The sequence below is a fragment of the Micromonospora sp. NPDC005173 genome (assembly GCF_040608515.1).
In the GTDB taxonomy this organism is placed as follows: domain Bacteria; phylum Actinomycetota; class Actinomycetes; order Mycobacteriales; family Micromonosporaceae; genus Micromonospora.
On sequence record NZ_JBEXIK010000007.1, the window covers coordinates 22,020 to 42,370 of the forward strand.

Sequence of the window (20,351 nt, forward strand, 5' to 3'; positions counted from 1 at the left end):
GGGCCTCCCCAACTCGATTCGTTCGCTTGAAGCGAACGGTGTTTCGCTCAGCAGAATAGGCTGTGGTGACGTTCGCGGTCAACGGGCCTGCCATTCCTCCTGGACAGGCCCGGTGGCCGACCGGGACCGGGTCAGCCGGCCGCGCAGGACCACTGCGGCGGCCATCGCGGACACCGCCGCGACGAACGCGCCGGTACGGGCGGAGAACGTGTCGCCCAGCCAGCCGTGCAGCATCGCCGCACCCGGCCGGATGCCGAGGAAACACATCGACCACAGCGCCATCACCCGGCCACGTACCGCGTCGGCCAGTCCCTGCTGCATGGTGGCGTTGACGTCGCTCACGGCGAGCAGGTAACCGGCTCCACCGACGGCGATACCGACGGTGGCCACCACCGGTCCGGGACTCACCGCCAGCACCACCATCCCGGCACCCAGCGCGGCCACGCCGAGAGCCCCCGTCCGGCCGCTGCCCACCGTCCGCCGCAGCTTGCCGACCCAGCCGGCGATCAGCGCCGAGCCGACCCCGAAGAAGGTGATGAAGATGCCCACCAGCAGTTCACCGCCGCCGAAACCCTCGGCGAACAGCGGGGACAGGGTGTTGATCGGCTCCATCGCCAGCCCGATCAGGGCCACGGCGACCAGGCAGCGCACCAGTTCGGGTTGCTGACGCACGTAGGCGACGCCGCCGAACACGCCCAGCCGGCCGCGCGCCCGGGTCCCGTCGCCCGAGCGGGGCAGCCGCACGCCGGTCAGCGCCAGGGCGAACACCAGGAAACTGGCGGCGTTGACGGCGAACGCCGTGCCGGCGCCGGCCACCGCGTACGTGGCCGCCCCGGCGACCGGGCCGATGGCGCGGGACAGGTTGAAGGTGAGCGAGTGCAGGGCGATCGCCTGGGCAACGTCAGCGCGTCCGACGATGTTGGGCACCAGCGCCTGCGCGGCCGGGCCGGTGATCGCCTGACCCACCCCGGACAGTCCGATGAAGGTGAGCAGGAGCCACGGGTTCAACGCGTCCAGGAACGCCAGCAGTGCGAGAACAGCGGCGGCGGTACCACCCAGCGTCTGCCCCACGATGATCAGCAGCCGCCGGTCGGTGCGGTCGGCCAGCGCCCCGATCACCGGGGCGAGGACCAACTGCATCGCGAACTGCAGGGCGGTGACAAGACCCACCATGAACGCCGAGCGGGTCAGCGCGAAGATGGTCAGGATCGCCGCGACGTTCTGGAACCACGTGCCGGTGTTGGACGCCAGCGACCCGAAGAAGTACGGGCCGAAGCGGCGGTCCCGCAACAACGCGAGACCGCCGCGGCCCCTCTCGTCGGCTGGCGCGTCGACCGGTGGACCGGCCTGACGGTCAGCCTGCCGCACCCGCGCCTCCCATTCCGTACCCCTGCGGGGTTCCGCTGGCCAGCGATGTCCACACCGACTTCGGGCGCAGGTAGAGCCGGGCCGCCTCGGTGCCGTTCTCCCGGCCGTACCCGGACAGGCCCACGCCGCCGAACGGCACCAGGTCGGACAGCACCCGGTAGGTGTTGATCCACACCGTGCCCGCCCGTACCTGGCCGGCGAACCGGTGGGCCCGGGCGATGTCGGCGGTCCATACGCCGGCCGCGAGGCCGAACTGGGTGTCGTTGGCCAGCCGCAGAGCCTCGGCGTCGTCGCGGAACGACGACACCGCCAGCACCGGCCCGAAGACCTCCTCGCGAAGCAGGCGGGCCTCGTCGTCCAACCGGTCGAACACCGTCGGCGGTACGTAGAAGCCGTTCCGCAACCGTTCGTCGTCCGGCAGCGCGGCCTGCGCGACCAGCCGACCAGCCGCGTTGGACTCGGCGATGAACTCCACCGTCTTGTCCCGCTGCGCCGCGGTGATCTGCGGACCCAGGTCCGTCTGCTCGTCGAACGGGTCGCCCACCCGCAGCGACCGCACCCGCTCGGCCACCCGGTCGAGGACCTCGTCGTAGATGGACTCGTGCAGAACCAACCGCGAACCGGCGATGCACATCTGCCCGCAGGAGGCGAAGACGCCCAGCACCACGGCGTCGACCGCCCGATCCAGGTCGGAGTCGGGGAAGAGGATCTGCGGCGACTTGCCACCCAGTTCCAGCGCCACCGGGGTGAGGTTGGCCGCCGCCGAGCGAGCGATCGCCTTTCCGGTGTCGTGGTGACCGGTGAACACGATCAGGTCGACGTCCGGGTGCGACACCAGCGCCGCCCCGGTCTCGCGGCCGCCCGGCAGCACCCGCACCAGGCCGCCGGGCACGCCCGCCTCGGCCAGCAGCTCACCCAGCCGCAGGGCGGTCAACGGCGTCTCCTCGGCCGGCTTGAGCACGCAGGCGTTGCCGAAGGCGAGCGCCGGCGCGATCTTCTTGGCGGCGAAGAAGAACGGCACATTCCACGGGATGACGCCGGCGACGACGCCGTGCGGCTCGGGCACCGTGTAGGTGTGGTAATCCGGGCCGACCGGAATGGTCTCGCCGCGGACCTGCTCCGCCCAGCCCGCGTAGTAGCGGAAGCTGCCCGCCGCCCGGCGTACCTCACGCCGGGTGTCACTGAGGATTTTGCCGGTGTTGCGGGTCTCGGTCTCCGCGAGCTCCTCGAGGCTGGCCTCGATGAGGTCGGCGACCGCGTGCAGGATCCGGCCTCGGTCGCTGCCGGTGCGCCGGGCCCACGCCGGCTGGGCGGCACGCGCCGCCCGGACGGCTGCGTCCACCTCGGCCGGCGAGGCGGGTGCGACGTGGGTCAGGACCCGGGCGTCGATAGGCGAGACGACATCAGCCATCGGTGTTCCCTTCGTCGTCCACCGGGCGCACCCGGCGTCCCGGATCCATCGACCCGGTGAGGTGTTCGGGCACCCAGACGTCCAGCACAGCCGGGACGCGGTCACGCGCGACCGCCGTGCGAGCCCGGTCCAGGGCCGCGGCCAGGTCTGCCGCCCTGACCACCCGCTCCCCATAGCAGCCCTGCGAGCGGGCGTGCCCCGCGAAGTCCGGCGACGGGGTGAGGTGGCCGCCGATCACCGTGGGTTCGGTGACGGCCAGGCCGTCCGGGTAGTGCGCGGCCAGCGTGGTCGTGCCGGTGCGGTACCCGCCGTTGTTGACCACCACAGTGACCACCGGGGCGTCGTGCTGCTGCTGCAACCACAGGCACGAGTCCGGCGAGCCGAACAGGTACGAACCGTCCCCGGTCACCGCCACCGCGTGGGCGCCACCGGCGGCGATGCTGGCGCCGGTCGCCGCCGCCACGGACCAGCCGAGGCTGGAGCCGCCCTTCTCGAAGAGGGTGCCCGGCTTCGTACGGCGGACCGTAGTGGTGTCGAACACCTCCCAGGTCAGCAGGTCGTCGGGGCACAGGTGCCGGTCCAGCGCTGCGGCGATCAGCGCGGGGGTGGGTACGCCGGAGGCTGGCGTACCGCCGGGGTCGGCCTCCGCCGCACGGGCCGGCGGGTGTTGCCGGCGCCGCCGGACGGCGTCGGCGTCGCCCGGCCCGGCCCCGCCGACCTCGGCGAGTACGGCTGCGAGGAACGCCGCCGGGTCGGCGGTGGTCCGGGCGTTGGCGCGCAGTTCGTACAGCGGGACGCGACTCTCGATCGGGTCGGGTCCGACCCAACCGATCCACGCGTCGTCACGCGGCCGCTCCACAGCGGGCATCCAGGGCACCGGGTGGTCCAGCACGATGATGACGTCGAACTGGTCCAGCGGCGCGGTCGAATGCCATGGGTTGTCGTCCGGCAGGTTCATCCGGTAGCGGGAGGCGCGCACCTCCACGCCGAGGGTGTCGGCCAGTTCGGCCAGCAGCGTCACGGCCCGCGGGTCCACGCCTACCCGGTCGGTGACGACGACCGGCCGGCGGGCAGTCGTCAGGCGGCGGGCCACCTCGCTGACCACGCCGGCATCGCCGTGGCCGAGGACCGGAATGCCGAGCATCTGGGCGCTAGGGACCGGATCGCTGGTCGCGACCGGGTGCCGGCCCACTTCCTCTGGCATCGCCAGGTAGACGGGACCCCGCCGGGGAGCGAGCGCAACCTGCAGGCCGCGCGCCACGACCAGGGCAGCGTCGTCGAGGGCGGACAGCTTGTAGTCCCATTTGACGTACTGCCGGACGATCGAGCCCTGGTCCCAGCGCTGCTGCTTCCAGAAGACCGGCGAGGTGCGCGACTCCGCCCGGGTGGGCGGGTAGCCCGACATGATCATGATCGGGTGGTCGCCCCACATCGCGTTGTGGATGGCGCCACCGTGGTGCAACAGGCCGAGGTCGGCGTGGGCCGCTGTCATGGCGGGTCGGCCCGAGACCATGGTCTCGCCCATCGCAGCGGTGAGCGCGACGTGCTCGTGCGGACAGGTGATGACTTCCGGGGTCGGCTCCCCCTTGTGCCGGGCCTGCGCGCTGGCCTCCTGAAACGAGGTCAGCTCAGAGCCACTGTTGAACCACAGTCGCTGCACGCCGCTGGCCGCGGCCGCCGCCAGCACCGCGGCGGCCCCGCTGCCGGCCGTCACAGGCTCCTCGCGCGCTCAAGGTAATCCCGGTAGATGAGCTTGTCGATCGGCGCCGCGGACTTCACCAGCTTGGCCTTGATGAGGCTCTCCTGACCCTTGAGCCAGGTCTGGTCGTCCATCTGCAGGGCCTTGTCCGGACCGGCCGCCAGCCAGCTCTCCACCAGTAGCGGCAGCTCGGCGCGCGCCTGGGCCGGATCGGCCTCCGGGTTGTACTTACGCAGGTCGTTGATGACCTGGTCCCAGTTCTCCTCCTTGCTGGCGTAGTCGATGGCCTTGAGTACGCCGGCAAGGAACTTCACCGGCATGTCGCTGCCCGACTCCACCATCCGGGAACTGGTGTTGTACGAGTCCGACGGCATCGGTGCGAACTCGTCGGTGCTGAAGAAGACGACCTCGCCGACCTCCTTCTGGATGGTGGCCCGATCGGTGTTGACACAGATCCACGCATTGACATCACCCTTGCGGGCCAGCTCGTACGCGGCGGTGCCGACACCGGTGACCGGGCGCTTCACCGATTTGGGGTTGACGCCCGCATTGATCAGCATGACGTCGAGCAGGTTCTCGGTGGCGCCACCGGTGGACACGATGCCGCAGGTGCGCCCGGCCAGCTCGGCCGGATTGCGGATCGGGCTGTTCGGCAGGGACACCACCTCGAACTGCGACTTCTGCCGCACACTGGCGATGCTGATGAACGGTGCCTGCTCGTTGGCCACCGCGATGATGGCGTTGATGCCGTTGGCCCGGGTCAGGTCGGCCGAACCACCGAGCACCGCCTGGATGGCCGTGGCTGTGCCCTGCCCACCCTTGATGTCCAGCTTCAGGCCGTACTCGGCGAAGAAGCCGCGCTCCTTGGCGACCATCGTCTCCACGAAGCTCAGCGTCATGCCGGAGGCGGTCATGTACGAGCCGGAGATGCTGCCGTCGGCGTTGACCTTGTTGTCGTCGCCACCGCAACCGCTGAGCAGCAGGGTCATGCCGCCGGCGCTGGGCAGCAGGAGCCCCGCTGTGGCGCCGACCCGGAGGAACGAGCGCCGCGAGACCGGCGCGCCGATGGAACGGTCATATTTCACGAGAATCTCCCGGTGCCGAGGGATGGATGGATGGTGTGCGACGGATAAAAGGCAAGGAGGGACCTGCCCGCGCCGCGTCGCGGCGCCGACCATGGATCGGGTTTTAGGTGAGAGCGCGGCCCGTCAGGGCGTGCGTCGCGGCTGCACGGACTCGTGCCAGGGAATCAGGAGCCGGCGGGCGCCGGTCACGACGCTGTAGAGGGTGAAGCCGAACAGGGCCATGATCAGGATCGCGCCGAACAGTTTGTCGACCTGGAGGCCGTTCTGCAGGTTGACCGCGTACCGGCCGAGGCCCTTGTCGCCGCCGAGATACTCGCCGACGATCGCGCCGATGGTCGCCTGGACGACCGCCAGCTCCATGCCGGCCAGGATGAACGGCATCGTGTACGGCAGGTCTGCTCTCCAGAACCGCTCCCAGCGCGATGCCTTCAGCGTCGTCATCAGGTCGTGCATGGAGCGTGGCACCGAGCGGACGCCGAACGAGGTGTTGATCAGCAGCGGGAAGAAGGCCAGCAACGCCGCCATGACCACCTTCGACGACGGGCCGAAGCCGAGCCAGAGGATGAACAGCGGCACCAGCGCGACCTTCGGCACCACCTGAGTGGCGACGATGAACGGCCGGGCGATCCGGTCGAACAGCGGCGACTTGCCGATCATCAGGCCGAGCCCCACGCCCAGGACGATCGCCAGCGCCAGGCCCATCATGACCTCGTAGAAGGTCGTCCAGATGTGGGTCTGCCACACGAACGGGTCGGTGATCTGCTCGGCGAACGACTTGAACACCGCCTCCGGTGCCGGCAGCACGAACCGGGACAGGTCCGTGACCTCGACGTAGACCTTCCAGGCCACGAGGAACAACGCGACCAGCAGAGGACTGGTGTAGAAGGACAGCCAGCGGTTGTTGCGCAGTCGCTGCGACCAGGTCGGCGGCGGGGGACGCAGCGGTTGTCCAGAAGACGACGTCGGCGCCGGGTGGCGCTGTTCAGTAGTGGTCACGTGCGACACCTCGAGTGCGGGTCAGGCCGAGACGGCGGGTCGGGTTTCGGTTTCCTGCACCTCGCCGATCTGGCGGCGCAGCTCCGCGGCGAGGTGGCGGAACTCGGCAGACTCAGTCATGGCGATGGTGCGCGGCCGCGGCAGCGTCACCTCGGTGATGGAGTGGATGTGGCCGGGCTTGGTCCCCAGCATCACGATGCGGTCGGCCAGGAACACCGCTTCGGAGACCGAGTGCGTCACGAAGACGACCGTCTTGCGGTTCTCCAGCCAGATCCGCTGCAGCTCGGCGTTCATCATGTCGCGGGTCTGCGCGTCCAAGGCGCCGAACGGCTCGTCCATGAGCAGCACCTGCGGGTCGTGCGCCAACGCCCGGGCGATGGAGACCCGCTGTCGCATGCCGCCCGACAGTTGGTGCGGGAACTTGTTCTCAGCCTCGGGAAGGCCGACGAGGGTCAGCATCTCGCGGACCTTGTTCGTGCGCTCCCGCTTGCCGACACCGGCCATCTCCAGCGGGAGGGCGACGTTGGCGCCCGTCGACCGCCAGGGCATCAGAGTGGCCTCCTGGAACACAAAACCCAGCGGCCGGTCGGCGTCGTCGCTCCGCCCTCCGTGGTCGAGTCGTACCCGCCCCACGGTCGGGGCCTCCAACTGGCCGATGATCCGCAGCAGTGTCGTCTTGCCGCATCCGGACGGACCGAGCAGCACGACGAACTCGCCGTCGGCGATGTCGAGCGAGACGTCGCTCAGCGCGAGCATCGACTCCCCACCGGCGCCGGCGAAGACCTTGCTGACGCCCTCCACTTTGATCGCACTCATGGCTTCCCCTGTCACCGGCCGACCCGCGTCTCTCGCGAGATTGTTCGCTTGTGCAGTACGCCGTTCTGTTGGTGGGAACGTAAGCTATCTTCGGCGGCGAGGTCAATGGTCTGTAGGACCCGAGTCGATACCACTGCTTCCTTACCAATCCCCCAATTCGGAGCAACTGCCATGGAACACCTGCCGCAGCGCACAGCAGTGCTGGTCATCGACATGCAGAACGACTTCTGCTCCCCCACCGGGGCGATGGCGAAGCTCGGCGCCGACGTCGGCGTCAACACCGATCTGGCCCACCGGTTGCCGAGCTTCCTCGACCGGGCACGGACCGCCGGTTGCCTGGTCATCTGGGTACGCCAGGCCGCCCACGAACAGCTCGTGTCGCCGGCCAGGCGGGCGCGCGCCGAGGCGATGGGCCGCAGCCCGCTCAGCGTCTGCGCTGCGGGTTCCTGGGGCGCCGAGCTCGCCGACGGCCTGCGGCCCGAGTCGGGCGACTGTCACCTGGAGAAGACGCGCTACAGCGCCTTCGTCGGCACGCCCCTGCACAATCTGCTGCGTGCGCACGGACGCGACCACGTGGTGGTGGTCGGCACGGCTGCCAACGTCTGCGTGGACTCGACCATCCGCGACGCGTACATGTCGGACCTGGCAACCACGATGCCGACCGACCTGGTCGGCTGGACCCGCGCGGACCTCGCCGAGGCGGCGATCCGCAATCTGGGGTTCTACTTCTGCGAGACCACGACCTCGGCCGAGCTGGTCGCGGCCTGGTCCGCAGCGGACCGGGTCGCCTGACGCCGGGCCAGCCGCTTCCTCTCCGCCGGCCCCTGGTCCGCCTCGGCTGGGGCGGACTGGTAGCCCAACTCGGCGCTGGCCTGGCGGGCGGCGTCCGCCACCAGGTCGCCGTACTCGGCCAGCAGCCGCGATGAGAAGCGGTCCTGTGGGCCACACAGCGACAGCGACCCGTAGACCTCGCCCGAGGCGAGCCGGATGGGCGCCGCCACGCTTGCCGCGCCGGCCTGCCGTTCACCCCGGCTTACCGCGTAACCCTGCTGACGGACCGTCCGCAGGTCAGCCCAAAGTTGCTCGACCGACGTGATGGTGGCCGCGGTAACCGGGATCAGCTCGTGGGTGGCGAGGTATTCGGCCACCTCGGCGTCGGGCAGCGCCGCCAGGATCGCCTTGGACGACGAGCCGGCGACCAGCGAATGTCGGGAGCCGAGCGTGACGGACATCCGGATCTCGTGCGGCGAGAGCACCTGGTCGGTGTAGACCCGCACCCAGCCCTGCCGCATCGACAGCGTCGCGGTCTCCCCCGTGGCCTCCACCAGCCGTCGCATGTGCCGGTTCGTGATCGCCTGGACGTCGATGGCGCGCAGTGCGGCCAGGCCGACCGCGAGAGCGCCCGGCCCGAGCCGATACCGCCGGGTACCCTCGTCGAAGGTGACGAACTGGTTGGCCGTCAACTCCTTGAGGATGCGGTGGGCCACCGCCTTGGGCAGGTTCAGCTCTCGCGCGATTGTGGACACCCCGATCATTTCCGGGCTGCGTTCGGCGAGGAGATCGATCACCGCCAGCGCGCGACCCAGGCCGCTCGTCGTATAGCGATGACCGTCTTCTGGCTCAGTCACCGGCACCGCTGATCCCCATTCGATCACCTCTCGTCCGTGCATTTCCCGAACGCCAGCGGACGGCCGGATCTGGTCTTGGTGGACGCCCGATGCCTAGTGCTGGATCCCGAGCATACTGACACGCCGCAGGTACATTTTGGCATCCTCGGGGTTCTCGGCGAGTGCCCGAAGACGGATCAACCGCTCGCGACGCCCCGCCAGCTCGACCCCGTCCGCCGAGGTGCGATTCTCCGTCGTGGTCGGCTGGACGAAACGCTCGGCGACGGATCTGCGACGCTCCGCGTACCCGATGGTGGCCGCGTCCTGGTCAGGCTCGGCCAACGCGGTGGCGACCGCCATCGCGTCGTGGATTCCCGAGTTCAGACCCATGCCCCCGGTGGTGCTGCTCAGGTGGGCGGCGTCGCCGGCCAGCAGCACACGGCCGATCCGGAAGGAGGCCGCGAGTCGCTGGTGGCTGCGGTACAACTGGTGCTGGCTCAGCGGCAGCTCGCGGGCGTCGGGCCGACCGCCCAGCAGGAGCTCGACGGCGGCCAGGAAGGCCGGATGGGTACCCGGAGGAGGTTCGTCGTCGACCCCGGTCGCCGTCGATAGCGCCGCCCGCCAGATGTCCGGTGTCCTGATCAGCGAGAAGCGGCCCTTCGGGCCGGACCAGTATCCGACCGCCCCGAGATCGGGCACCGCGTCCTCGAAGCGGAACGGCGTGGCCACCACCAGGCTCAGGGACGGGTACGTGAAGCCGGGGAACGGGACATCGAGCAGTTTGCGGGCGGTGCTGTGTGCGCCGTCGGCGGCCACCACCCAACGACCGGTCACCGCGGTTCGGGCGTCGCCGACCGCAACGACCAACTCGACGCGTGTGTCGTCCTGGCGCAGCCCGACCACATCGTGCCCGAACCGCATGTCCACGTTCGGCGCCTCACTGACCGCGCGGCGCAGCAGCCGGACCAGCTTGTACTGCTCGTACTGCAGCCGGAACGGATAGCGGGTCTCCCCCTCCAACGCGTCGTAGGAGAAGCAGGCGGACTCGGTCAGTTCGAGGTCGCGGTAGTCCAGCCGGTGCACCCGGACCGCCTCCTTGAGCACCGGGGCGGCCAGGTCGAGCTCGTCCAGCAGCTCGGTGGTCGGCGGGTGGACGGTCGAGCCCCGCCACTCCGACTGCACCTCGTCGTGGCCGCGTTCGAGAACGATCACCGGAATGTCGCGTCGGGCCAGGGCGAGGGCCGTCACCATGCCCACCGGTCCGCCGCCGAGGACGACGACCGGTGCTTCCACGGGGTGGCTGGCTGGCGCCACGTTCACTCCTTCCCGCCGACGACACCGCCGGCGATTCCGGTCATGGAGGGCTGAGTCAGGGCGGCGGCCAGATGCCGCAGCGCCGGGCTTTGTGACTCACTCGCCAGGTGGGTCGCCCCGGCGATCTTCAACAGCTGCCAGGCGCCCGCCAGGTTCGAGGAGAGCACCGGCACGGGTGCCTCCGGCAGGACCTGATCGAGTACGTCCAGGCTGGGCGCGCCCGTTCCGGTCAGCAGCACCGCATGCCCGGGCGGGAAACCGTCGGCCGGCGCCCGCAGCGCCTGGTGCACGGTGTCCCGCACGGTGGTCGAGGCAAGGTCGTAGATGGCGCCCGTGCCGGGCACCGGCACGGGCGTGCCGACACTGCGGCCGGTCGCCCGCCAGAAGGCCGCCGCCTGCTCGGTGAGCCAGTCCGGGTACGGCGAGACCAGGGTCAGTGACCGCACTCCGAGGCGGTCGAGCACCTGCCGCACCGCGCTCGCGGCGCCGAACACCGGTGCGCCGAGCCGCTCGGTCGCCGCCTCGTCGGTGCGATTCACGTCGGTCCGCCCCGACCGGTAGTAACAGCCGGTACAGGCGACGTAACTGGCCCGCAGGTCCAGGCCTCGCAGTGTGGCGGCGGTGTTTGGCAACAACTCGGCGTAACGATCCAGCCGCTGCGCGAGCGTCCCGTCCACGACTGGCAGGCGGGCGACGTGGTAGCGGACGCGGGGCGGCAGCAGGCGGCGAAGCTCGGGCTCAACCGTCGGGTTGGCCGGTGGAACAATGATGCCCAGAGGTGCCTCGACCACTACATCCCACCAAATCGTTCGACTGAGCCGTACGCCGTTCAACGTACTGGAACGATAGGGGCTGCGGTGGGACGCGGTCAACCCACCCGGGTTCAGCGACTGGTGTACCTGACCAGGGCCACGGGACGCCTCTGACACCGATGAGCCGCGGACGACACGGCAGCCCTTCCACCGTGCGCCACCCGCCACGCCGCGACGTCCTCGGGGCTGGCGTGATGTACAGGCCACCACCGACGCGGAGGGTGGCGCCGGTGGACTGAGTGATGATCATTGACCGCAGGGCCGGCCGGTGGGGATGGCTAGTCGGGTCAGAGCCAGGGCACCTGCGGGGACGGGTAGAAGTTGACCTCCTGCAGTCGCCAGCGGGGTGCCTGCTCCCCCAGTCGTGTCCGGAACGACTCCCAGTTGTGGCTGGCTGCCGTGGACCAGCCGAGTTCGGCGATCGCGGGCAGGCGTGGGAAGGCCATGTACTCGATGTCGTCCAGGGTGCGCAGCGTCTCGGACCACAGCGGCGCCTCGACGCCGAGGATCGCCTCCTCGCCGACGCCGGTGACCCGGGTGGCCGGATCCCAGCCGTACGCGTCGGACACCTCGATGTAGCCGGCCCAGCGCAGCCCGAGGCGGGTGTTGACGTCGTACTTCATGTCCAGGTAGGACTTGCTCGCCGGCGACATGACCACCTTGTTGCCCCGGGCGGCGGCCTCGGCCAGGTCGGCGTTGGTGGTGCCGGTGCCCCAGAACTGCGCGACGACGTCGGTCGGCGGGTCGGCCTGCGCGACCTCGTTCCACCCGGAGGCGCGCTTGCCGTACTTGGCGACCAGTGGGAGGACCCGGTTCATGAAGGTGCGGTAGTCCTCGTCGGTGGTCGCGTGCGCCTCGTCGCCGCCGATGTGCAGGAACGGGCCGGGCGTGATCTCGGCAAGCTCGCGGATGACGTCTTCGACGAAGCGGTAGGTCAGGTCGTCGTTGATGCACAGCGAGCTGTAGCCGACCGCCGTGTCGGTACGCGGGGCCGGTGCGACGCCGTCGCAGTTGAGTTCGGGGTAGGTCGACTGGGCGGCGTTGGTGTGCCCGGGCATGTCGATCTCGGGAACGATCGTGATGTGGCGGGCGGCGGCGTAAGCGACCACGGCCTTGTAGTCGGCCTTGGTGAGGAACCCGGGGCCGACGCCGTCGACTCCGGTGCCCGGCCCGCCGCCGACCGTGGTGAGCCGGGGCCAGGAGTCGATCTGGATCCGCCAGCCCTGGTCGTCGGTCAGGTGCAGGTGCAGGTAGTTGATTTTGTACTGGCTGAGCAGGTCCACGTACGCGGTGATCTCGTCGACGGTGTGGAAGTGCCGGGCCACGTCGAGCATCGCTCCGCGGTACGCGAAGCGGGGGTAGTCCACGATCCGTCCGCCGGGCACCGTCCAGGTGACCCGCTGCCGGTCGGGTGCTTCGATCTGGGCGGGTAGCAGTTGACGCAGCGTCTGCGTGCCGGCGAACAGCCCGGCCGCGGTGTTGGCCCGGATCGTCACGCCGCGGCGGGTCACGTCGAGTTGGTAGCCCTCCTGACCGATCCGTGCGTCCGCTCCCCCGACGACCAGGGCGATCTCGGGCAGCGGAGTCGAACGTACGGGCAGCACGGGCAGCGGGTAGCCGGTGGCGGGGCGCAGGGTTTCGGCGAGTTGCCGTCCCGCCTGCCAAGCGGCGAGCGAGCCGGGTGCGGTGCGGATGACGGTCAGCGGGCTGATCCGGAAGGTGCCGCGGGTGTCGGGGCGGGTCTCCACGGGTGCGGGGACCACGTCGGTCAGCTGCCGGGATGGGGTGGTCGGGGCGGCGACGGCCGGGGCTCCCGGAAGGATGAACGGCAGTCCGAGTGCGGCTATGACCAGCAGCCGCGTCATGGTGTGTCGGCGACGCACGGATACCTCCAGGCCTTCGTGGCGATCGGTGGTGATCGATCCGATTCGCACGCTACCCGGGGTACGCCGGAACTGTAAACCTTCCTTATTGTGCTCGCCTGGACGGCCGAGCCCACCGGGGCCTTGTCGCCGTCCTCACGCGGGTTGCTCGGGGGGAATTCGAGCGTGGGTCGGGAGGTTCTCCGGTTGGATGATCAGGTTTACTCAATCGGATGGAAGAACCATGCACGTGCGCTCAGACGCGGTAGTGCTGTTCGGCGTCACGGGAGACCTCGTCTCGAAGAAGCTGTTTCCGGCGCTGTACGAATTGACCAGGCGCGACCGCCTCGACGTCCCCGTGATCGGCGTCGCCCGCTCCCCCTGGGATGACCAGCAGCTCGTCACCACCGCCCGCAAGTCGGTCGCCGAGGCCAACGACGAGGTCGACGACGAGACGTTCGACGCGTTGGCGCGCAACCTCTCGATGATCTCCGGCGACTACGCCGACCCCAGCACGTACCAGCGGCTGGCCGCCCGCCTGCAGGGCGCCGACCGTCCGATCTTCTACCTGGCGATCCCCCCGGCGGTGTTCGGCTCCGTCGTCGAGGGCCTGGCGGCGGTCGGTCTGGCCGACCGCGGCCGGGTCATCGTGGAAAAGCCGTTCGGGCGCGACCTGGAGTCCTCCCACGAGCTGGACCGCACGCTGCGCGCGGCCTTCGACCCGGATCGCGTGTTCCGCATCGACCACTACCTCGGCAAGGAAGCCGTCGAAGGCCTCTACGCCTTCCGGTTCGCCAACCGGCTGTTCGAGCCGCTGTGGAACAGCGAGCACATCGACAACATTCAGGTCACCCTCGCCGAGGGCTTCGGCACCCAGGGCCGCGCGGGCTTCTACGACACCGTGGGCGCCACCCGCGACGTGCTGCAGAACCACATCCTGCAGGTCGTCGCGCTGATCGCGATGGAAGCGCCGGTCGCCGACGACACCGACGCGTTCCGCGAGGCGGAGGTCGCGGTGCTGCGGCAGATCGAGCCGCTGTCGCCAGAGTCCACCGTGCGGGGTCAGTACGCCGGCTACCGGGACGAGCCGGGCGTACGGCCGGACTCGAACACGGAGACGTTCGTCGCCACCCGGTTGACGGTCAACTCCCCCCGCTGGGCGGGAGTGCCCTTCTACCTGCGGACCGGCAAGTCCCTGCCCGGGACGGCGACCGAGGTCGTGGTCGAGTTCAAGCAGCCGCAGCGGTCCCTCATCCCGGCCGAGGGCGGCGCCGTGGCACCCGCGAACCTACTGCGGTTCCGGCTCGGCCGCCGCGACGGCATCACCATGTCGATCCAGGCGAAGAGCCCGGGCGCCGAGGTGGCCAGCCGTCCGGTGGACCTGTCCGTGGACTTCGGCGCGGCACTCGGGCACCGGCAGGAGGCGTACGAGCGCCTGCTCGACGACGCGATGGACGGGCAGCACCTGCGGTTCGCCCGCGAGGAGACGATCCAGCAGGAGTGGCGCGTCGTCGGACCGATCCTGGATCTGCCGGCGGAGGTGCAGGCGTACGACAAGGGCACGTGGGGTCCGGTGGACGCCGACGCGCTCGCCGGCGGCTGGCACGCCCCACACCTGCGGTGACCGTGCCGGGCATGGTGCGCGGACGCGGCCAGCTAACGCCTCGGCTCAGATCCCTGGCCTTTCAATTGCCCCCGTTCGGGGTGTCGGCGATCTGAGTGACAAGGAAATCGAGCCGTTCTTCCTGGCCGGCCGGGGGGATGCGGCCGCTGCCGGACAGGACAGCCATGCCGTGCAACGCGCTCCAGATGACTTCGGCGAACAGTTCGCGTCGCTCGTTGTCCGGGCGGAAGCAGCTCACGAACTCGTCGAAAGCGGCCCGTAGCGGGGGCAGTGTCTCGGCGCTCGCGAACTTCAAGTCAGTGGGCAGGACGAACATGGCCTGGTACAGGGCAGGTCGTTCGGTCGCGAACTCCAGGTAGGCGCGGCAGACGGCACGCAGGGCCTGCCCCGGCTCGGGGGCGGCCTGCTGCGCGCGGCGCAGGTGGGCGGCGAGTTCACTGAAGCCGTCGATGGCGACGGCGCTCACGATGGCGTCCTTGCCGTTGAAGTGGCTGTACAGCACCGGCTGGCTGTACTCGACGCGTTCAGCCAGCCGGCGCGTCGTCACCGCCTCCCAGCCTTCGGCTTCCGCGAGTTCGCGCGCGGCCGTGACGATCAGCTCATGGCGCTGGGCGCGTTCACGCTCACGGCGCTCGTTGATGGCGGACATGACAACATCCTAGCAGCACTAGACATGCTGTCGAGGCTAGGGTTATCGTCGCTACCACTACTAGTGCCGCTAGGAATCGCTGCGGCACTACCGTCGGGAGGGGACCCAACCCATGCTCACCAACGTCGCCAGCGTGCTCGCCGGACTGATCGGCGCGGGCATCATCTTCATCGGCGCGCGCGCCTTCTGGGCACCGCAGGCCGCCGCCGGCTTTGGCATCCCCGGCACACCGACCGAGGACCGGAACTTCCAGGCCTGGCTGACCGTCAAGGCGGTGCGCGACATAGCCTCGGGGCTCTTCATCTTCATCCTGCTGGCTGGAGCGACACCCCATCTGTTGGGTTGGTTCATGCTGACCGCCACCGTCATCCCCGTCGGCGACGCGCTGATCGTGCTGCGCAGCAACGGGCCCAAGGCGGCCGTTTACGGCATCCACGGGGCCACCGCCGTGGTGATGCTGGCGATCAGCGTGTTCCTGCTCGTCGCGTAACCGCTTGTCACGCCGCTCGGGTCGGGACTCACTGGCCGAGTTGTGCGGCGAACCGGCGGCGTACCGGCGGAATCGCGTTGACCGTGCGCAGCACCGTCCGAAAGGCGGTCCGGCCGAGGCGGCTGGGTGACGCCGTCTGCTTGGCGTTGCGCAGCGACTGCCGGACGGCGGCGAAGCCGTAGTCGAGCATCTGCCGCTCGTAGTCCTGCAGCGCGGGGACGAGCCTGTCCTGGCCTGCGGCGACCGCGGTGAGCTTGCGGCGTAGCAGGTCGGCGTCGCGCAGGGCGGTGTTGGCGCCCACGCCGGCCAGCGGTGTCATGTTGTGGATCGCGTCGCCGAGCAGCGTCACGGGCCCGGTCGGCCACGGGTCGACCGGGGTGGCGCTGCGGAGGCGAATCGCGTTGATCGTCTGCGGGTTGGAGCCGCGGACGAGGTCACCCAGGGCGGGTGCCCAGCCGGCCACGCGGTTCAGCACCACCGTGCGGAGGTCGGCGCCGCTGAGCTTCTCGACGTCTACCGGGAAGGCGGCCGCCGCGTCGTTGAAACCCCACAGCACGAACGGGGTCGTGTTGTCGAGCAGGAACTCGGCGGGAATCTGATCCCGCTGCGCGAGCAGGTTCCGGTCCGGGCGCCACACGGCGGTGAACAGGGAACCGCGATCCTTCGGGATCACGAGGTTGGTCTCGTGCGTGAGGACGCGAGGCAGGGTGGCCCCGTCCAGGCGGTGTTTGCCGGCGATCGCGATGACGCCGGTGTCGACGCGCCGCGCGTGCGGGATCAGCTGGCCGCGTACGCGTGAATTGGCCCCGTCGGCGCCGATGAGCACGTCAGCGGTGGCCGTGCTGCCGTCAGCGAAGTGTGCGGTGACCCGACCGTCGCCGGTGATCTCGTAGTGAGTGAACTCGCTGCCCAGCCGCAGGACGTCGTCCATTCCGGACAGCAGTACCTCGCGCAGGCTGATCCGGCTGACGCCGTAGTGCTGGTCCTGCGGGCCGTCGCCCGAGGTGATCTCGTCGGCGGGCAACCGCAGCAGATCGTCGAGGTGTTCGGTGGTGAACCCGAATCCGCCGTCGCCGACCGAGACGGTGTCGAGGAAGGCCTGCCAGGTCGCGGGCGGCAGGGCGGCGTGCAGAGCGCGGCTGCCATGCGGGTTGATGTGGATCCGGTAGCCCTGCAGCCAGTCGGTGCGGACGTAGGTGCGTTCGTGGACCGTGACGGCGACGCCGGCCTGGCGCAGGCCCTGGGCCAGGCACAGGCCGCCGATCCCGCCGCCGATGATCATGACATCGATGGTGTTCATGCCACGAGTGTCATCCACACGCATGTGCGTGTCAACTGAATGATTGATTGCGTCAGGCATATGCGTAATTGTGTTATGATGATCGCCATGAGCGGACCCCGCCGGTCGCCCAGCGGCGACGAGCGCAAACGCGACGCCGAGCGCACCCGCGAGCGCATCCTCGAAGCGGCGCTGGTCGAGTTCGGCGAGCACGGCTTCGCGGGCGCCCGGACAAGTGCGATCGCCGCCCGCGCCGGGGTCAACCAGCAGCTGATCTCGTACTACTTCGACGGCAAGGAAGGCCTGTTCCAGGCGCTGCAGCGCCGATGGCAGACGACCAGCGGCGCCGCGCAGCCCGACGTGACGATGGCCGACGTGGTCACCGGCTTCGTCCGGCTCGGGGCCACTCAGCGATCCTGGGCACGGCTGCTCGCGTGGGAGGGGCTCGCCGACACCGGCGCCACACCCGACCCCGAGGGCGAGCAGGAAGCACAGGCCTACTTCACGGCGATGGTCGACGACGTACGTCGCCGCCAGGAAGCCGGCGAGCTCGCGGCCAGCCTCGACCCGCCCTACGTGCTGCTCATGCTGTTCGCGGCGACGCTCGCACCGACCGTGCTGCCCCAGGTCGTCCGCCGGGTGACCGGACTGCCCGCCGACTCGCAGGAATTCCTCGACACCTATGCCGACCAGCTCGGCAAGATCATGGCCCACCTCGCCGGTCCCACGCCGGCAGCCTGACGGCTGGTCAACCGCTCTCGGCGCGCCGAGAGCGGTTGGCGGCGGCCTTGGGCGACCGCCACCCGAGGCGCTAGGCCAGTGCTGCCGCGATGTCGGCCGAGCTCTGGAGTGCCCCCGTGGCCCGCTCGGTTTCCTCCGTGCTCAGCGCGACCCGGTCGACGCGGGCCAGCATTGTCGCCGCCGTCGCCGGCTCGTTCAGCACCATCGCCACTTCGGCGCGATAGGCGAGGACCTCCACCAGCGCGACCGGGTCGTCGCCGGTCTCGACACGCGCCAACGCACTGTCGAGGATCCGGGCGGCCTGCTGGAAGTCACTCCTGGAATCCCCCTGCACGACAGCGTTCGCCAAGGCTTTGGCGAGCCGTCCAACCGGCACGGGCGCCGGTGTGGGGCTGACAGCCGCGTTCTGAACGACGCGGATCCAGTTGCCTCCCGGGTCGATGACGCTGAACCCGCTCAACCCGTCGTGGTTCTTCCGTGCCCGGGGCCGGGTCATTCGCGGGGTCCCGGAGATCAGCACCTTGCCGTAGGCGGCCCGCATGCCCGCCGCGAACGCCTGGTACAGCTCACCCGTGTCCGACGTCAGCACCAGGCACGAACCGTAGGACTGCTCCGGATCGAACCCCGGCATCTCGAAAAAGTGCAGATGCAGGTCCTCACGCCGCAGGGCCACGTACGGGTTGGGCTTGCGTTGCCGATGCGTGGTTCGGAAACCGAGCACCTCGTAGAACGCGACGATGTCGTCGATGGACGCGCAGGGCAGCAGCGGAACGGTCACCTCGTTGGCCATCCGTTCTTCCTAGCCGCCGTCAACGGACCGTCGCACATGGATCTGGCCGATCGTCGTCCCGGGCCATCCGAATGGCGGATGCAGCGCGGGGTAGCGCCGCGCGGGGCGGCTGGACCGCTCAGCTCACCGGACCGACCGTCCGGCGATCGTGAGGTTTGCCAGCTCCGCGATGTGTGGGCAAGTGGTGAGGACGTTTCTCGCCCGCTTCGGAGAGGAAGCAGCTGATGCTTTCCGCGCTCGATCGTCGGCACACTGTCGCGCCGCCCGGTTACAGCCGATGGCTCATCCCCCCTGCGGCGTTGGCCATCCACCTCTGCATCGGCCAGGTCTACGCGACCAGCGTGTACAAGAACTCGCTGATCGCCCACTTCGATGCCAGTCAGACCGCCCATCGGGGTGATCTTCAGCATCGCGATCGTGATGCTGGGGTTGTCCGCCGCGGTCGCCGGGACCTGGGTGGAGGCGAACGGGCCGCGTAAGGCGATGTTCGTCTCCGCCTGCTTCTGGGCGACGGGCTTCCTGGTGGGCTCGCTGGGCATCGCCACGAAGCAACTGTGGCTGCTGTATCTGGGGTACGGACTGCTCGGCGGCATCGGTCTGGGGATCGGGTACATCTCCCCCGTCTCCACGTTGATCAAGTGGTTCCCGGACCGGCCGGGCCTGGCCACCGGGCTGGCGATCATGGGGTTCGGCGGTGGGGCGATGGTGGCCTCTCCCCTGTCCCGGCAGTTGCTGTCGTTCTACGACCCGGGCTACGACCCGGCCAACGCAGGATCGACCGCGTCGGGCAGCGCACTGGTGTGGCTGTTCGTGACGCTCGGCTTGGGCTACTTCGTGATCATGATGTTCGGGGTGGCGAACGTGCGGGTGCCCGCGCCGGACTGGCGTCCGGCCGGGTTCGATCCGGCGACGGTGGCGGCGAAGCCGCTGGTCACCACGGCGAACGTGTCGGCGGCGAACGCGGTGAAGACCCGGTCGTTCTGGCTGCTGTGGGTGGTGCTGTTCTGCAACGTGACGGCGGGCATCGGGATCCTGGAACAGGCCAGCCCGATGATCCAGGACTTCTTCCGGGACAACGGCACCTCGGCGGTGACGGTGGCGGCGGCCGGCGGATTTGTGGGGCTGCTGTCGCTGTTCAACATGGCCGGCCGATTCGTGTGGTCGTCCACCTCGGACGTGATCGGGCGTAAGCCGATCTACCTGGTGTACCTGGGTGTGGGCATGGTGCTGTACGCGCTGCTGGCCCTGGTCGGGCAGACGGCCACGGCCCTGTTCGTCCTGCTGGCGTGCGTGATCCTGTCGTTCTACGGCGGCGGGTTCGCCACGGTGCCGGCGTACCTGCGGGACCTGTTCGGCACGTTCCAGGTGGGCGCGATCCACGGCCGGCTGCTGACCGCCTGGTCGGCGGCGGGGATCGCCGGCCCGCTGATCGTCAACGGGTTCCTCGACGCCGAGGGCGAGCCGGGCACGTTGACGGCGGCGGCGTACCGGCCGGCGCTGTTCACGATGGTGGGTGTGCTGGCGGTGGGCTTCGTGGCGAACCTGCTGATCCGGCCGGTGCCGCAGCGGTTCCACGAGCCGCCCACCGGTGGGGACGCGGACGAGGGTACGGCGCCGGTGGCGGCGGAGAGGAGTGGCACGCGATGAGCGACGACGGCCGGCACGGGCAGCAGGCCCGGTTGTGGATCTCCTGGTTGGTGGTGGCGGCGCTGCTCGGCTACGGAGTGGCGCAGACGGTGATCACGGCAGCGAAGCTGTTCACCCACTGACCGCCGGGTGGGTGCCGCGCTGACGCGGCACCCACCCCA

The 20,351-nt window shown here is 69.8% G+C and carries 18 protein-coding genes and 1 pseudogene; 6 read left to right on the plus strand and 13 right to left on the minus strand.

All coding sequences use genetic code 11. From position 1 onward, the window contains the following. Window positions 1-78: 78 nt before the first annotated feature. From ABZV00_RS11055 to ABZV00_RS11080, 6 genes are all read right to left on the minus strand, one after another. The gene (locus ABZV00_RS11055) at window positions 79-1,368 is read right to left on the minus strand and encodes an MFS transporter (protein WP_355604314.1); all 1,290 of its coding nucleotides are present in this window, start codon (window positions 1,366-1,368) and stop codon (window positions 79-81) included. Continuing rightward, window positions 1,355-2,779, minus strand: coding sequence for an aldehyde dehydrogenase family protein (locus ABZV00_RS11060; protein WP_355604316.1), 1,425 nt, complete (start codon window positions 2,777-2,779; stop codon window positions 1,355-1,357). Before ABZV00_RS11060 ends, ABZV00_RS11055 begins: the two co-directional genes overlap by 14 nt. Further along, entirely contained in the window at window positions 2,772-4,493 is a 1,722-nt protein-coding gene (locus tag ABZV00_RS11065; protein ID WP_355604319.1) for a thiamine pyrophosphate-dependent enzyme, read from the minus strand. Before ABZV00_RS11065 ends, ABZV00_RS11060 begins: the two co-directional genes overlap by 8 nt. After that, window positions 4,490-5,563 (minus strand): ABC transporter substrate-binding protein, encoded by a 1,074-nt coding sequence (locus tag ABZV00_RS11070; RefSeq protein ID WP_355604321.1) that lies wholly within the window; start codon window positions 5,561-5,563, stop codon window positions 4,490-4,492. The genes ABZV00_RS11065 and ABZV00_RS11070 overlap by 4 nt, the downstream gene beginning before the upstream one ends. 123 nt (window positions 5,564-5,686) lie before the next feature. Next, window positions 5,687-6,559, minus strand: coding sequence for an ABC transporter permease (locus tag ABZV00_RS11075; protein ID WP_355604324.1), 873 nt, complete (start codon window positions 6,557-6,559; stop codon window positions 5,687-5,689). Between the two features lie 21 nt (window positions 6,560-6,580). Further along, window positions 6,581-7,375: an ABC transporter ATP-binding protein gene (locus ABZV00_RS11080; RefSeq protein WP_355604326.1), complete on the minus strand. Its 795-nt coding sequence runs from the start codon at window positions 7,373-7,375 to the stop codon at window positions 6,581-6,583. 171 nt (window positions 7,376-7,546) lie between these two features. On the opposite strand from ABZV00_RS11080, the gene ABZV00_RS11085 reads away from it, so the two are divergent. Beyond that, a complete protein-coding gene (locus ABZV00_RS11085; RefSeq protein ID WP_355604329.1) occupies window positions 7,547-8,167 on the plus strand; it encodes an isochorismatase family cysteine hydrolase in 621 nt (206 codons plus the stop codon). Here the strand turns inward: ABZV00_RS11085 and ABZV00_RS11090 are convergent. The 4 genes from ABZV00_RS11090 to ABZV00_RS11105 form a co-directional block, all read right to left on the minus strand. Beyond that, the gene (locus ABZV00_RS11090; RefSeq protein WP_355604332.1) at window positions 8,098-9,003 is read right to left on the minus strand and encodes an IclR family transcriptional regulator; all 906 of its coding nucleotides are present in this window, start codon (window positions 9,001-9,003) and stop codon (window positions 8,098-8,100) included. The two genes, ABZV00_RS11085 and ABZV00_RS11090, sit on opposite strands and share 70 nt — an antisense overlap. A 93-nt stretch (window positions 9,004-9,096) precedes the next feature. Continuing rightward, window positions 9,097-10,296, minus strand: coding sequence for an NAD(P)/FAD-dependent oxidoreductase (locus ABZV00_RS11095; RefSeq protein ID WP_355604335.1), 1,200 nt, complete (start codon window positions 10,294-10,296; stop codon window positions 9,097-9,099). A gap of 2 nt (window positions 10,297-10,298) precedes the next feature. After that, complete coding sequence (locus ABZV00_RS11100; protein ID WP_355604337.1) at window positions 10,299-11,087, minus strand: hypothetical protein; 789 nt, start codon at window positions 11,085-11,087, stop codon at window positions 10,299-10,301. Between the two features lie 308 nt (window positions 11,088-11,395). Beyond that, window positions 11,396-12,991, minus strand: coding sequence for a beta-N-acetylhexosaminidase (locus ABZV00_RS11105; RefSeq protein WP_355604340.1), 1,596 nt, complete (start codon window positions 12,989-12,991; stop codon window positions 11,396-11,398). A 223-nt stretch (window positions 12,992-13,214) separates the two neighbouring features. On the opposite strand from ABZV00_RS11105, the gene zwf reads away from it, so the two are divergent. Then, complete coding sequence (gene zwf, locus ABZV00_RS11110; RefSeq protein WP_355604343.1) at window positions 13,215-14,594, plus strand: glucose-6-phosphate dehydrogenase; 1,380 nt, start codon at window positions 13,215-13,217, stop codon at window positions 14,592-14,594. Between the two features lie 61 nt (window positions 14,595-14,655). Here the strand turns inward: zwf and ABZV00_RS11115 are convergent, their stop codons facing one another. Next, a complete protein-coding gene (locus tag ABZV00_RS11115) occupies window positions 14,656-15,243 on the minus strand; it encodes a TetR/AcrR family transcriptional regulator (RefSeq protein ID WP_355604346.1) in 588 nt (195 codons plus the stop codon). 112 nt (window positions 15,244-15,355) lie between these two features. Here ABZV00_RS11115 and ABZV00_RS11120 point away from each other — a divergent pair, with 112 nt between their 5' ends. Continuing rightward, entirely contained in the window at window positions 15,356-15,733 is a 378-nt protein-coding gene (locus tag ABZV00_RS11120) for a DUF4267 domain-containing protein (protein WP_355604349.1), read from the plus strand. Window positions 15,734-15,761: 28 nt separating this feature from the next. On the opposite strand, the gene ABZV00_RS11125 is transcribed toward ABZV00_RS11120, so the two are convergent. Beyond that, window positions 15,762-17,033, minus strand: coding sequence for an NAD(P)/FAD-dependent oxidoreductase (locus tag ABZV00_RS11125; RefSeq protein ID WP_355604352.1), 1,272 nt, complete (start codon window positions 17,031-17,033; stop codon window positions 15,762-15,764). A gap of 87 nt (window positions 17,034-17,120) precedes the next feature. Between ABZV00_RS11125 and ABZV00_RS11130 the strand changes: the two genes are divergently transcribed. Continuing rightward, window positions 17,121-17,753: a TetR family transcriptional regulator gene (locus ABZV00_RS11130; RefSeq protein WP_355604355.1), complete on the plus strand. Its 633-nt coding sequence runs from the start codon at window positions 17,121-17,123 to the stop codon at window positions 17,751-17,753. A gap of 70 nt (window positions 17,754-17,823) precedes the next feature. On the opposite strand, the gene ABZV00_RS11135 is transcribed toward ABZV00_RS11130, so the two are convergent. Continuing rightward, a complete protein-coding gene (locus tag ABZV00_RS11135) occupies window positions 17,824-18,543 on the minus strand; it encodes a VOC family protein (RefSeq protein WP_355604358.1) in 720 nt (239 codons plus the stop codon). A 224-nt stretch (window positions 18,544-18,767) separates the two neighbouring features. Here ABZV00_RS11135 and ABZV00_RS11140 point away from each other — a divergent pair. Further along, window positions 18,768-20,190: pseudogene (locus ABZV00_RS11140) on the plus strand (OFA family MFS transporter). Continuing rightward, entirely contained in the window at window positions 20,187-20,312 is a 126-nt protein-coding gene (locus ABZV00_RS11145) for a hypothetical protein (RefSeq protein ID WP_328416631.1), read from the plus strand. The pseudogene ABZV00_RS11140 and the gene ABZV00_RS11145 overlap by 4 nt, the downstream one beginning before the upstream one ends. The last annotated feature ends 39 nt before the right edge of the window (window positions 20,313-20,351 follow it).

Excerpts from the sequence above, each read along its gene's own strand:
- ABZV00_RS11060 (WP_355604316.1), bottom strand. The coding sequence starts at position 2,779 with ATGGCTGATGTCGTCTCGCCTATCGACGCCCGGGTCCTGACCCACGTC.
- ABZV00_RS11080 (WP_355604326.1), bottom strand. The coding sequence starts at position 7,375 with ATGAGTGCGATCAAAGTGGAGGGCGTCAGCAAGGTCTTCGCCGGCGCC.
- ABZV00_RS11085 (WP_355604329.1), top strand. The coding sequence starts at position 7,547 with ATGGAACACCTGCCGCAGCGCACAGCAGTGCTGGTCATCGACATGCAG.
- zwf (WP_355604343.1), top strand. The coding sequence starts at position 13,215 with ATGCACGTGCGCTCAGACGCGGTAGTGCTGTTCGGCGTCACGGGAGAC.
- ABZV00_RS11115 (WP_355604346.1), bottom strand. The coding sequence starts at position 15,243 with ATGTCCGCCATCAACGAGCGCCGTGAGCGTGAACGCGCCCAGCGCCAT.
- ABZV00_RS11120 (WP_355604349.1), top strand. The coding sequence starts at position 15,356 with ATGCTCACCAACGTCGCCAGCGTGCTCGCCGGACTGATCGGCGCGGGC.
- ABZV00_RS11125 (WP_355604352.1), bottom strand. The coding sequence starts at position 17,033 with ATGAACACCATCGATGTCATGATCATCGGCGGCGGGATCGGCGGCCTG.
- ABZV00_RS11130 (WP_355604355.1), top strand. The coding sequence starts at position 17,121 with ATGAGCGGACCCCGCCGGTCGCCCAGCGGCGACGAGCGCAAACGCGAC.
- ABZV00_RS11135 (WP_355604358.1), bottom strand. The coding sequence starts at position 18,543 with ATGGCCAACGAGGTGACCGTTCCGCTGCTGCCCTGCGCGTCCATCGAC.
- ABZV00_RS11145 (WP_328416631.1), top strand. The coding sequence starts at position 20,187 with ATGAGCGACGACGGCCGGCACGGGCAGCAGGCCCGGTTGTGGATCTCC.